Annotated in this window: 10 protein-coding genes; 4 read left to right on the forward strand and 6 right to left on the reverse strand. The window is 38.8% G+C overall.

The genetic code is table 11. The annotated features are described in order from the left end of the window. Positions 1 to 22 precede the first annotated feature (22 nt). The 4 genes from ACM55K_RS15320 to ACM55K_RS15335 all read left to right on the forward strand — a co-directional run bounded on the left by ACM55K_RS15320 (position 23) and on the right by ACM55K_RS15335 (position 4665). Complete coding sequence (locus ACM55K_RS15320) at positions 23 to 1804, forward strand: L-fucose isomerase (RefSeq protein WP_416851142.1); 1782 nt, start codon at positions 23 to 25, stop codon at positions 1802 to 1804. Positions 1805 to 2036: 232 nt separating this feature from the next. Then, positions 2037 to 2438, forward strand: coding sequence for a hypothetical protein (locus ACM55K_RS15325; protein WP_416851143.1), 402 nt, complete (start codon positions 2037 to 2039; stop codon positions 2436 to 2438). Positions 2439 to 2515: 77 nt separating this feature from the next. Next, positions 2516 to 3232 carry a DUF3826 domain-containing protein gene (locus tag ACM55K_RS15330; protein ID WP_416851144.1) on the forward strand — a complete coding sequence of 239 codons (717 nt, stop codon included), beginning with the start codon at positions 2516 to 2518 and terminating at the stop codon, positions 3230 to 3232. 164 nt (positions 3233 to 3396) lie between these two features. Beyond that, on the forward strand, positions 3397 to 4665 hold the full coding sequence (locus ACM55K_RS15335; protein WP_416851145.1) for an MFS transporter: 1269 nt from the start codon (positions 3397 to 3399) through the stop codon (positions 4663 to 4665). A 118-nt stretch (positions 4666 to 4783) separates the two neighbouring features. Here ACM55K_RS15335 and ACM55K_RS15340 read toward each other — a convergent pair whose 3' ends face one another. The 6 genes from ACM55K_RS15340 to ACM55K_RS15365 all read right to left on the reverse strand — a co-directional run bounded on the left by ACM55K_RS15340 (position 4784) and on the right by ACM55K_RS15365 (position 13055). Further along, a complete protein-coding gene (locus ACM55K_RS15340) occupies positions 4784 to 5716 on the reverse strand; it encodes a dihydrodipicolinate synthase family protein (protein WP_416851146.1) in 933 nt (310 codons plus the stop codon). Positions 5717 to 5815: 99 nt separating this feature from the next. Next, positions 5816 to 7114 (reverse strand): bile acid:sodium symporter family protein, encoded by a 1299-nt coding sequence (locus ACM55K_RS15345; protein ID WP_416851147.1) that lies wholly within the window; start codon positions 7112 to 7114, stop codon positions 5816 to 5818. Between the two features lie 191 nt (positions 7115 to 7305). Continuing rightward, positions 7306 to 7968 (reverse strand): aspartate/glutamate racemase family protein, encoded by a 663-nt coding sequence (locus tag ACM55K_RS15350; protein WP_416851148.1) that lies wholly within the window; start codon positions 7966 to 7968, stop codon positions 7306 to 7308. After that, positions 7965 to 9347, reverse strand: coding sequence for a four-carbon acid sugar kinase family protein (locus tag ACM55K_RS15355; RefSeq protein ID WP_416851149.1), 1383 nt, complete (start codon positions 9345 to 9347; stop codon positions 7965 to 7967). Before ACM55K_RS15355 ends, ACM55K_RS15350 begins: the two co-directional genes overlap by 4 nt. Further along, a complete protein-coding gene (locus tag ACM55K_RS15360) occupies positions 9347 to 10588 on the reverse strand; it encodes a ribulose-bisphosphate carboxylase large subunit family protein (RefSeq protein WP_416851150.1) in 1242 nt (413 codons plus the stop codon). The genes ACM55K_RS15355 and ACM55K_RS15360 overlap by 1 nt, the downstream gene beginning before the upstream one ends. A 31-nt stretch (positions 10589 to 10619) precedes the next feature. Then, the gene (locus tag ACM55K_RS15365; RefSeq protein ID WP_416851151.1) at positions 10620 to 13055 is read right to left on the reverse strand and encodes a glycoside hydrolase family 2 TIM barrel-domain containing protein; all 2436 of its coding nucleotides are present in this window, start codon (positions 13053 to 13055) and stop codon (positions 10620 to 10622) included. Positions 13056 to 13083 lie beyond the last annotated feature (28 nt).

Below are 13083 nucleotides of genomic sequence, written 5' to 3' on the forward strand. Positions count from 1 at the left end.
CTAAAAATTAAAAAATAATATAATGAATTATAAAAATTTAATTGGACAGTTACCCAAAATAGGAATCAGACCCGTAATTGACGGAAGATTGGACGGCGTAAGAGAATCGCTTGAAGAATCCACCATGAATATGGCGAAAATCGCCGCCGATTTCCTCGAAAAAAATTTAAGACATGCCGATGGCAGTAAAGTGGAATGTGTTATTTCGGATTCCTGCATTGGAGGCGTTGCCGAAGCGGCCGCTTCCGCCGACAAGTTTTCGAGAGAAGGTGTTGGCTTGAGTTTAACCGTAACGCCTTGTTGGTGCTATGGCAGCGAAACCATCGATATGGATCCAATGATTCCAAAAGCAATTTGGGGTTTCAATGGAACCGAACGCCCGGGAGCTGTTTATTTGGCTGCAGCCTTGGCGGGTCACAATCAAAAAGGGATTCCCGCATTTGGTATTTATGGTCGAGATGTTCAAGACAGCGATGACACCAGTATTCCTGCCGATGTGCAAGAAAAATTATTGCTTTTTGGAAAAGCCGGTTTGGCAGTAGCCACGATGAAAGGAAAATCATATTTATCAATGGGAGCCGTTTCCATGGGAATAGCGGGTTCTATCATTGATCCTAATTTCTTTGAAAGCTACTTAGGAATGCGTTGTGAAAACATTGACATGACCGAATTCTCCCGAAGAATCGAACACGAAATCTACGACAAGGAAGAATATGAAAAAGCCTTTGCCTGGACAAAAGAAAAATGCAAAGAAGGAAAAGATTACAATCCTGAGAACAGACAAAAATCAAGAGCCGAATTAGACAAGGATTGGGAATTTGTAGTCAAAATGGCATTAATCGGTCGTGATTTGATGATTGGAAATCCTAAACTAAAAGCATTAGGATATGGCGAAGAAGCCTTGGGAAGAAATGCCATTTCAGGCGGTTTCCAAGGGCAAAGACAATGGACAGACCATTTGCCGAATGGCGATTTTATGGAAGCCATTTTGACCTCATCCTTTGACTGGAACGGCATCAGACAACCTTTTATGCTCGCTACAGAAAATGACAGTTTGAACGGAATTTCAATGTTGTTTGGTCATTTATTGACAGGTGCAGCCCAAATCTTTAGCGATGTGAGAACCTATTGGAGTCCTGAAGCCGTGAAAAGAGTTACCGGTCACGAACTTAAAGGAGACGCTGCCAACGGTTTTATACATCTTATTAATTCCGGTGCTTCTGCATTGGACGGAACAGGCGAACAAACCATAGACGGAAAACCAGCGATGAAACCTTGGTGGAATATCACCGAAAGTGAAGCGGATAAATGTTTAGAAAACACCACTTGGGGACCAGGAATGCTGGAATATTTTAGAGGCGGTGGCTATTCTTCCACTTTCAAAACTAAAGGAGAAATGCCGGTAACCATGTGCCGAATCAATATCGTGAAAGGCATCGGACCCGTATTGCAAATCGCTGAAGGAAAAACTATTGAACTTCCTGAAGATGTCCATAATACTATCAATGAAAGAACCAATCCAACTTGGCCAACAACTTGGTTTGTCCCTAACTTAACGGGTAAAGGCCCATTCAAAGATGTCTATAGCGTGATGTCCAATTGGGGAGCCAATCACGGCGCCTTTACTTACGGACATATTGGTGCTGATTTAATCACTTTGGCGGCCATGCTCCGAATCCCGGTAAACATGCACAATGTTCCCGAAGAAAAGATTTTCAGACCAAGTGCTTGGGCTTCTTTTGGTATGGATCCAGAATCTTCTGATTATAGAGCTTGCTCCACTTACAAGGCATTGTATGAATAAAAACTGATGATTATTGGGGCGTTCCCACAAGGGTCGGGCTGTACGCTATATCTTTTATTCCGCTATCGCTCCATAAAAGGATGCCGCTCCCATCCCTAACGCAAACCCCAGAAACATTCAACAATAAAAAACAAAAGGCTAGTTTGAAATACCGAACTAGCCTTTTAAGTTTTGTAAGAAAAAATGATTGTATTTAAGGGAAATGTAACCGAAGCAAGACAAAAATTAAATAATGGCAATAATTACAATTAAAAGACCACCTGGCGAAAATAGAACTAAGGATTATGAAATCTATATTGACAAACAAAAAGCGGGTATTATTTCTGATGGTGAAATTAAAGAAATCAGCATAACGAACGGACGACACTTAATCAACATAAAAATTGGTCAGTTTTATAGTCTAGAAATTACAATTGAAACAGCCGAAAATAAAAATACAACCTTAAAAGTTGTCGGATTTAAAAACATAAAATGGATATGGAGAATTACAATAGGAATTTTTGCACTTCATTTTATTTTGAAAATGACAATTAACTATAGATATTCAACATTTTTATTTCTTCCTGTATTTCTATTTTTTGTTTACTACAAAAGATTAGGATGGAAAAAATATTTGACCCTTGAAGAGATTTAATTTTGTAACACAAATGCAAATTTACAATCCCTACCCATCTTTACATTTATAAAAAACACTAAATTTTAATTAACCCCATGAAAAATAAAATCATCTTAACAGTAGCATTATTTGCATTATTCCTTTCGAATACTACTTCAGCACAGGAACAAACTGACTCTAAGCAAACCCAGAAAAAGGAATTGACCCAAGAAGAAAAACAAGCCAATTCTAATCAGGAGCAAGAAAAGAAAGCTGCCGAATGGGTTGCTTCCTTGAATTTGAACGATGCCGCAAAAGTACAGAGACTCCAGACAGTAATAATTACACATTTGAAAGCGGTTCGCGACTGGAACAACGAACATCTCGGCACTACCGTGCCTGCAGGAATTAATCCAACAACTGGACAACAACTCAGCGACCTGGACCGACAGATTATTGCTCAGTCATCCATGCCAAAAACAGTGCATGAAAATCTGATGACAGGACTCCGCAAAGAGCTGAAAGAAGAACAGGTGGAACTTATCTTGGATAAATATACTATTGGAAAGGTTCAATTTACTATGGCAGGTTACAAATCCATTGTTCCGGACATGACAACCTTGGAAGAGGAAACTATTCTCAAGTATATGAAACAAGCCCGCGAACAAGCTGTCGATTATAAGAGTATGAAACAAATATCTGCCATCTTCGAAATTTATAAAACTAAATCGGAGCAGTATCTAAACAACAATGGCCGCAACTGGAAGCAAATGTATAAAGCTTTCACTGATGCCATAAAAGCAAAAAAAGCTGCTGAAAAAACAAGTAAATAAATTTATAAATTAGGAATATAAACCCGCTCCACAAAAGCTTCAACTTTGAGAATGTGTAAATCAGTCTCTGACTGTTCTGCAAAAAGTGGGCGGCAAAACGACAGACAATATTGGATAAAGAATAAAATAATTAAATCTAAATTAATAATTATAGTAAAGATAGTATGATTGCAAAATTGAGTGAAAAGAAATCGTATCCTTGGATAGTTGTAGGGTTATTGTGGTTTGTGGCATTGTTAAATTATCTGGATCGCCAGATGCTTTCTACGATGAAACCGGCAATGATGCTTGATATTCCAGAGTTGGCCAAGGCCGAAAACTTTGGCCGCCTAATGGCTATTTTCCTTTGGATTTATGCCTTAATGAGCCCAATTTCCGGTATTATTGCAGACAGGATGAACCGAAAAAACATGATTGTTTGCAGTCTCTTTGTCTGGTCGGGTGTTACGATGGCCATGGGTTACGCCACTACTTTCAATCAAATATATGTATTACGTGCGGTTATGGGTGTCAGCGAGGCTTTCTATATTCCTGCCGCTTTATCATTGATAGCCGACTACCATCAAGGCAACACCCGTTCTTTTGCTATAGCCATTCATACTACTGGAATATACTTAGGGCAAGCGCTGGGTGGATTTGGCGCTACTGTTTCTGAACATTTTTCTTGGCATTTTACCTTTCATTCTGTCGGTCTGATTGGTGTTATTTACAGTATTGTGCTGATCTTTTTCATAAAAGAAAAGAAAGGGTATGTTCATGATCCCTCCCAAAAATTATCGATGGGAACAGAATTTAGGCAAATGTTCAAGGGACTGGGCATCTTGTTCGGGAATATATCTTTTTGGGTTTTACTATTTTATTTCTCGGCTCCGAGTCTGCCTGGATGGGCGGCCAAAAACTGGTTGCCAACATTGTTTTCAGAAACACTGCATCTCGATATGTCACTTGCAGGTCCTATGGCTACCGTTACCATCGCAATGTCATCTTTTGTGGGAGTTTTGATTGGTGGTTTCATTTCAGACAAATGGGTAATGAAGAACCTTAAAGGACGTATTTATACAAGCGTAATCGGTTTGACTCTTACGATTCCGGCACTCTTTTTATTGGGTAATGGAACCAGTCTTGAAGCCATTTTAACTGGAGGAATGCTATTTGGTCTTGGATTTGGTGTCTTTGACACCAACAATATGCCTATTCTTTGCCAGTTCGTATCACCCCGTTATCGTGCTACTGGATATGGTATCATGAACTTGGTCGGTATTTCTGCGGGAGCAGTTATTACTGAATTTTTAGGAAAAGCTGCTGACAGTGGAGGAATGGGCCATATATTTGTATTATTAACCATCGTGGTCGTTGTTGCCATTATTTTGCAGCTTGTTACCTTGCATCCAAAAACGGTAAACATGACAGAAAATAGTATTAAATCTGAATAAACATTTATAAATACCTAACTATTTAAACCATTTAAGGGATATAAGTTCATCTAAGCTAAAACTTAAATGACCTTATATCCCTTAAATGGTTAATTTTTATTTTTTTTAGTAATTCGAATTACAAAACTTTGGCAATCTCGGCTTCGATTTCCTTGATATTTGCAATTACCTTCGTCATTTCTTTTTCATCAAATGTGGTAAATGGCGGAGCTATATTTGCCTCAACAATTCCCAATGCCGACAAAGCGCCTTTCAATCCTTTCAGATAACTGGATCCATAAGATCCTACAGTGTAAATTTTAGTACTAATTTCCATTACCAGGTTTTGTAATTCGTCAATTCGAGCAAAATCTTTGGCTACTGCTGCATTGTATAATGCTACATATAACTTTGGAAAAAGATTGGCACCTCCGTTAACTCCTCCATTACCTCCCATCAACACAGTTTCTGCCGTGATTTCTTCTGGACCTACCAGAAGGCTAAAATTTGTTTTTAGTAAATAACAAAGCGATTGAAAATAAACCGCATTGGCCGAACTGTCTTTTAAACCAATGATATTCGGATGTTCAGACAAACGAACCACTGTTTTTACATCGATATTTATTTTGGTATGCGAAGGCATATTATATAAGAAAAGCGGCAAGGTAAGTTGGTCCGCAAGACTCCAATAATACTTGTATAACTCTTCCTGTCCTAATCCATAATAATAAGGCGGTGCAGCAACGACAGCCGCAGCTCCAGCTCTTTCTGCTATTAAAGCCAAATGGATGCTTTCCTCAATTGAAGTATCTGTAATACCCACAAATACCGGAACTCTTCCATTTACAGCTTTACAGCTTTCAATAATGAGTTGTTCTCTTGTTTTATAACTTAAACTCGTTGATTCACCAGTTGTCCCCAGAATAAATATTCCATGAACACCTCCCGAAACCAAATGTTCTACAAGATGCTGAACCCCTTTGACATCCAATGTAAGATTATCTGATAATAAAGGAGTTACCATTGGTGGAATAATTCCACTAAAAGCCTGTTTATTTGTTTGTGCTGCCATTATATTAAAATTTATTTATAATTATTTTTTAATTTACTTTAACTTTCTAAAGTTTTTATTTTGCTTGAAGAGTTGTGACAAATGAAAGAATCTGAATTTCTAATTTGCTTCAGACCTTTTAAACTGAACGGAAACAGCTTCCTCCTTATCCCCTTTTTTACGCCAATAATTTGCCAATAAAGAACCGGAAACATTCATCCACGGGCTAAATACCGCAGAAGCCAATCCTAGCGTAGCCAATTTCCCCATTGATCCAGCCAGTCCCGATGCCATTCCTCCGTTTTGCAAGCCTACTTCAAAAGCAATCGTTTGACAGCTTTTTTTGTCCAAACCACTGACTCTACTCAACCAATAGCCGAAAAAGTAGCCCGCTCCATTGTGTAAGACAGAAGCCAGAAAAAGTAAGAATCCAATCTGGATTAAATTATCTCTTCCTGCAGCAGTGGTCACCAATGTAAAATAGATAATACCAAACATCGAAAAATAAGGCATAATCGCATCTATTTTAGGGTACACTTTATACAGCAAATGGTACAATGAACCTACAATGAAAGCTCCGCACAAGAAGTTAACGATTTCTAATATATGTGCAGCTGTACTGTCGTCTGCAAGTCCGAAAGAATCTCCAACGAGAAAAACAATACCAAGCCAAAGCGTTGACAGGATAGTCAAAATAATTATCCTTTTTTGTGCTACAATACCGTAGGTTTTTAAAACATCATGCACCATTGCTGCTGCTAAAGGCACAAGGACAATTTTAATAATTTCCATCATCATATTAAAAAAATGAACCTCTACCAGAGTACCCGCAAATATTTTCATTAAAAACGGAGTCATAATGGGCGCTGCCAAAGTGGACATTGCCGTTACGGTAACTGATAAAACTAAATTTCCTTTGGCAATATAGGTCATCACATTTGAAGCCAAGCCGCTACTACAAGATCCAATTAAAATAATCCCTGCCGCTATTTCGGGTTCAAAACCAAAAGTCTTGGCAATCAAAAAACCCATAAGAGGCATAATGGTAAAATGACCCAGCAAACCAATAAGCACCCCTTTTCCCGATTTTCGGATTCCCGTAAAATCCTCAATACTCATTTGAGTTCCCATTCCGAACATCACCATTTGAATAATGATTAGGATGAGCCACTTGTTGCGCATATCGAAACTGCCAACGTGCAAGAATACATCTGGATAAATTAACCCCGCACACACTGCGGTAATAATCCAAAAAGTATATTGATAACCGCTTAATGCTTTCAGATGTCCAACCCCAATGGCAATACTTGAAAAACCAAAAATCAATCCCAGTTTCCATATGACATCCATTTGCTGCAACCAGCCCAAACCAGCAACAATGAAAAATATTGGGGCAGCCCAAAGAAAATATTTACGCATACAATTTGTATTTAAATGTGTTATGTATTTTTTAGATGATGGCTATAAAACCAAATCCTAACTCCTAGCCCCGATTGCAGTGAAAATCCTTTTGTGCCGGTGTTCGGCACAAAAGATTGTAACGGAAAGCGGGACGATATTGCCAAAAATGCCAAATCTTTCTGCTCCAAAATCACTAATTGAACTTTATTTTAAAAATAAAGCTCCGCCAATTTTTTCATAGCAATGGCCGGACTTGCCAAAATCGGCACTAATTTTTCTTCCGCACTTAGACTATCTACAACGCGAGCCATAGAAGCTTGAGCCAAAACAATTACATCCACTTCTTTCATTAATTCTTTTAAAGCTTCGGCTACCATTTCATCATGCTTTGCGGCTTCTCCACTCATTAAAGCTTCAAAAGCGCCTTCGCATAATTTTGCAGTAATCGTTACATTTTTGCCTGCCAATTCCGCTCTTCTTCTAACCAAATCGCTGGTTGGTTCCAATGTTGTAGGCAAAGTGGCAATCACCCCAATTTTATTGCTGATTTGCACGGCTTCATCAGCCATAGCTTGATCCACTCGAATTACAGGAACACCACTTAATGTAGCTGCTGTTTCAATGGCAACGCCAATAGAAGAACAGGTTACCAATATTACATCGGCTCCAGCAGCTTCTGCAGCCTGAACATGACTAACCACTCTAGCGGCCGTATTGGGCATTAATTTTCCTTTTTTGATAACGTCTTTTATCAAGCTGTCATCCACAATATTAAAAGTTTCTACACCTTTTAAAAACTCGCTGCTTAATTGTTGGAACAACGGAACCAATGTTGCCGATGTATGTACAAAACCTAATGTTTTTGCTTTCATAATTTTTCTCCTTTTAAAACTTTTATAAAATAATCGGCGGTACCAACCTGGCCACCCTTAAAATTCATTTCTATTCCATTTACCCATTCATTGTCCGAAACAGCCTTACAAAGCGGCGCTCCGGGAGCTAATGGAGCAATCATTTCCAGTGCCAAAATATCCAATTCGGATGCGGCATAACTGGAAGTGTCGCCACCGGCAAAAAGGATTCTTTTTATTTTGACGATCTTTAGTACTTCTTTGGTTATTTGCCCAAGAATACTTCCGTAAATTGTACTGCATTGTTTTTGAATGTCATTTGCTTCCACTCCTTTTGCTGCTAAATACAATTCAGTTTCTGCAATACGCGGGTCGTTTGGTCCTGTACTTGTATGCAGTATTGTGCTTTTACCATTATTGAAATTGGCTACAATTTGAGAAACTATACTTTTAATAACTGCTGCCTGATTTTGAATGTCGATAGCATTGCTCTCTAATGCAATTTCCAGAAATCCATTTCCTAAAGCATATTCAATTTGTTTTGAAGTAACCGGGGAACAACTTCCCGATAAAACGAGTAAAGGTGAAACTTCTCCCTGTGATTCAAATTCTATTTTGTTTCCTATGATTTTTTTATCTTTCCAATCCAATCCCAAAGCCATTTCAATTCCGGATGAACCAACAGAGAACAATGTTTTTTCTGTTGCCAATTGGTTAAAAACACTTCCAATAGTTTTCAAATGTTCCAAATTAAAACCATCAAAAAACAGAACATCCGCTTTGTTGTTTGCAACTGCTTCGAGAACTTCTGGCACACCCTTTTCGATTGTCGTCAGGTTAACAAGACTTATGGATTTGACTGTTTGCTTTGCCAAATGTAGTGTCAAGTCGGCTTCGTGAGCGGGTGTAACGGGATGTTTACTCATCGAAGGATGTCGGTCGATGCGGTAAATTTCACCGTTTCCTATAGTTCCCATACGGGCAAATAGATTTCCGAAAACACAAAATCTTCCCAAATGTGGCGCTGATGGCGAAACCAATACCGTTTTTTGATCAAAGACTTTACTTCCAATTTCAATCGCTTTACCAATATTACCAACGTGTGGCGCGGAATCGAAAGTAGAACAAACTTTATAATGAAAATGTGCCGGCTCAAAACTTTTCAGGTTTTCGAAAGCGGGAAAAAGTTCCGCTTCCATTTCTGAAGGCGATAACGACCTGCTTTTTCCGGCCAAACCTATAGCCTGAATTCCTTGAAACCGGTCTAAATCCTTTTGTTCTGGTTTTCGAAGAAAGAGAACTGTTTTCACTCCGGCCAATGTCAGGAATTCAAGGGCATCCGTAGACCCTGTGAAATCATCGCCATAATAGGCCAATAGTAATTTATCTTTCTGTTTCATTATTTAGAAAATTTCTTAACCGATGCTGCAAATTCTGGATATTGTTGTGCAATTTCTTCAACAGACAAACCTTCAACAGCTCCAGTCCAAGCTTGCTGAAGCGCATTTACTCCGGCTTTTGGTCCCATTGGATGTGCCAAAATTCCGCCACCTGCCATATACAATAAATCGGTGGTTTGTGTTCTTCTATAGGTTTCAACCGCTTGTCCACCCCATTGTCCAGAGGACACTACGGGTAAAACTTCATATCCACCCAAAAATGGTTTTAAACAAGATTGAATAGAAGTGACCACAGAATCATCAGACTCCCAAAATTTATTCTGAATTCCGTTTACGTGCAGTTGATCTACGCCTGCCAAACGCTGAATTTTTTGATAAGCAGGAAATTCTATTCCCAACAAAGGATGTCTGTTCAACATTCCCCAGCCGTTTCTATGACCGTGAATTACGAGGTCGCCTTGGTCACAAATTTTCTTTGTACCGCTTAAACCTACACTGTTGACACTAATCATAGCGCAACTTCCTTCTTCCTTTTTAATCAAGTCGTATTTTCGTTGCATCTCATCAATTTCATCGCTGATATTGAAGGCATACATTACTTTTTTTCCTGTTTTTTGTTCGTTGTCACGGATGACTTTCATAATCGCTTTTACTCTGTCATCGAAAAGAGAATTGGCGGCAGATCCCATCAACTCATCATCTTTTATAAAATCAATTCCGGCATCAATCAATGATTTTACCAAAGTGGCGGTTTCATCAATACTCATTCCTATACTTGGTTTTATAATCGTCCCAATCATTGGTCTATCAACAACATCACAGGATAATTTTGAACCTTGAATCCCAAATTTCGGCCCTTTAAAATGATTTTTAAAAGAATCAGGAAGTTCAAAATCCATCAGTTTCAAACCGGTAAACTGGGTTATCTCGTATAAATTCCCCTGCAAAGTACTAATCAAAACAGGTAAATTGTAACCAAAATTTTCAATCGACCAGCTTACTTTTACTCTTGCTTTCTGGTATTTTTTCCCTGGAATACTTCCTCCTGGAATAGAAGGCGTGTCTGATAAATCCAATAATTGAATGTCTTCCACTCTTGCTGCAAAACGTTTTTTCAATTCTTCGGTTTCACCCGGAACAGATACAAAAGTTCCTGATGATTGTTCACCAGCCAAAACTGCCGCAGCTTGTTCTACATTATAAGGGGTTTCGATAAGATATTCTGCAAAAACTCTTTCCATTATTCTGATTTAAAATATTATTTATCTGTTCTTATTCTACTTTTATGTCAATCGTTGCCGCTGAAATACTATTGGTTGACGAAGCTTTTAACTGAATGTTTTCCTTCTTGCCATTTGACTGAATGATGGCGATACATTTGCCATTATAGACTTTGCAGGAATTGGCTTTGAACGAATCTAAACCTGCCTGATAGCCATTGTCAACTCCAACTAATTTTCCTCCGCCGGTTACTTCAAAATTGATTAAATCATTGGCGTTTGGTGCTAAATTCCCATCGGCATCGGTAATGGAAACGGTTACGTAAACCAAATCGTAGCTATCGTTTTTTAGGGTTTGTTTGTCGCCAACTAAAGCTATTTTAGCTGCTGCTCCAGCGGTATGAATTTCCTTTTCCAAGACTACTACGCCGTTCTTTCTAGAAATAGCTTTTATCGTTCCGGGTTCGAATTTTACTCTCCAAGAAATATGCAAATCATCATTTTGCTTGGCTTTTTTGCCTAATGAATTTCCGTTTAGGAATAGCTCTACTTCATCGGCATTGTTGTAGTACGCCCAAACATCGACTTCCTGCCCTGCGGTCCAGTTCCAGTGTGGAAAAATATGCAAAACGGGTTTGGTCGTCCATTCGCTTTGGTACATATAATAGACGTCCTTTGGAAAACCTGCCAAATCTATAATTCCGAAATAAGAACTTCTTGCGGGATACGGATAAGGATCGGGTTCGCCCAGATAATCGAAGCCTGTCCAAATAAAAGTCCCCGCCATAAAATCCTGTTTCTTGATAGTTTTCCAATTATCCTCGTGCGTTGCTCCCCAATAGGATTTTACCTGATCGTAAGCCGAAACGGTGAAATCTTTATTCCCGTCAAACGAAGCATTGTGTTTTGGTGGCCAGATTTTCATCACGTCCGAAGGGAAATCGTAATGTCCGCGGGTTTCAAGCGCCGAAACACTTTCGGAGGCGATTATTTTTTGTCCTTTGAAACGAGTCGGGAAATCTTTGTAATCTTCGTGTTTGTAATTGAATCCCAACAAATCCAAAGCACCCGATTGATAAATGAAGTTTTTCTCTATAATATTCTCTGTCAAAGCGCTCGTAACGGGACGAGTGGTGTCCAGCGATTTTACGATTTGAACCAGTTCTCTAGTAATCGCAATTCCGGTGCTGTCAAATTGTTCCCTGATTTCGTTCCCAATACTCCACATCATCACTGATGGATGATTACGGTCTCTTTTGATAAAATCTTCCAAATCTTTTTTGTGCCACGCATCCCAATCTTTATGATAATCATTGGTTACTTTTTTCTTTTTCCAAACATCAAAAGCTTCATCCTGAACGATAAAACCCATTTCGTCACACAATTGCATCATTTCTAACGAATGCGGATTGTGCGCCATTCGGATGGCATTGGTTCCCATTTCTTTCAGAATTTTCAGTTTTCTTTTGACTGCGTGAATGTTTTCTACAGCACCCAAAGCGCCGTTGTCGTGATGCAGGCAAACACCTAATATTTTGGTCGGAACACCATTTAATGAAAATCCTTTTTCTGCATCAAAACTGAAAAAACGGAACCCTAAAGGCGTTTCGTAATTATCGACTGCTTTTGAATTTTCATAAATCGTAGTGACAATTTTGTATAGATTCGGATTTTCAGTATCCCACAATTTTGGCTGATTCACGTTTAGATTGTGAATCTTTTTTGCATTGGTGTTGGCACCGATTTTTTCTGTTGTAGTGGCATTTGCTACTTCTTTGTTATTCGCATCCAAAATAGAAGTTACCAATTGGAATTCTTTTTCAGCATTTGTTTTATTTTCGATAGTTACCTCCAAATGAACCGAAGCTTTTTCTGCCGAAACTTCCGGCGTTGTCACATAAGTTCCCCATTGTGCAACGTGCAGTTTTTCGCTGGCAACCAATCGTACATTTCTGTAAATTCCAGAACCGGTGTACCATCTGGAATTGGGTTGCGCATCATTATCGACTTTTACGGCAATGACGTTTTCCTGCGTTCCAAAATGCAGGTATTGTGACAATTCGTAACTAAATGAAATGTATCCGTTCGGGCGAATTCCTAACGAATGTCCGTTTATGAAGACTTCGCTGTTTTTGAAAACGCCGTCAAATTCTATCAAAACGGTTTTGTTCTTCCAATTCTCAGGAAGCGTAAATGTTTTACGATACCAACCCATTCCTGCAGGCAAAAATGCTTGTGCTTGTTTGGTTGGATTGTCTTTATTAAACGCTCCTTCAATGCTCCAGTCGTGTGGCAATTGCAAATTTCTCCAATCGGCAGTTTTGAAATTGGCATTGATAGCTTGAGGATAATCTCCTAATTTGAAATTCCAGTTTTTATTAAAATCTTCAACAATTCGGGCTTGTTTTTTTGTGGATGCACAGGCGACAAGAAGCAACAATACGATTGCTGTTCCGACTTTTTGTAAAACGTTTTTATGCTTATTCATAAACTTATTTTTTTTATACTATTCTAAT

Origin of the sequence: Flavobacterium arabinosi (assembly GCF_048158725.1) — a bacterium.
Taxonomy (GTDB): Bacteria; Bacteroidota; Bacteroidia; order Flavobacteriales; family Flavobacteriaceae; genus Flavobacterium; species Flavobacterium arabinosi.

Coding starts and splice junctions, on each gene's coding strand:
- ACM55K_RS15320 (WP_416851142.1), top strand. CDS start 23: ATGAATTATAAAAATTTAATTGGACAGTTACCCAAAATAGGAATCAGA.
- ACM55K_RS15325 (WP_416851143.1), top strand. CDS start 2,037: ATGGCAATAATTACAATTAAAAGACCACCTGGCGAAAATAGAACTAAG.
- ACM55K_RS15330 (WP_416851144.1), top strand. CDS start 2,516: ATGAAAAATAAAATCATCTTAACAGTAGCATTATTTGCATTATTCCTT.
- ACM55K_RS15335 (WP_416851145.1), top strand. CDS start 3,397: ATGATTGCAAAATTGAGTGAAAAGAAATCGTATCCTTGGATAGTTGTA.
- ACM55K_RS15340 (WP_416851146.1), bottom strand. CDS start 5,716: ATGGCAGCACAAACAAATAAACAGGCTTTTAGTGGAATTATTCCACCA.
- ACM55K_RS15345 (WP_416851147.1), bottom strand. CDS start 7,114: ATGCGTAAATATTTTCTTTGGGCTGCCCCAATATTTTTCATTGTTGCT.
- ACM55K_RS15350 (WP_416851148.1), bottom strand. CDS start 7,968: ATGAAAGCAAAAACATTAGGTTTTGTACATACATCGGCAACATTGGTT.
- ACM55K_RS15355 (WP_416851149.1), bottom strand. CDS start 9,347: ATGAAACAGAAAGATAAATTACTATTGGCCTATTATGGCGATGATTTC.
- ACM55K_RS15360 (WP_416851150.1), bottom strand. CDS start 10,588: ATGGAAAGAGTTTTTGCAGAATATCTTATCGAAACCCCTTATAATGTA.
- ACM55K_RS15365 (WP_416851151.1), bottom strand. CDS start 13,055: ATGAATAAGCATAAAAACGTTTTACAAAAAGTCGGAACAGCAATCGTA.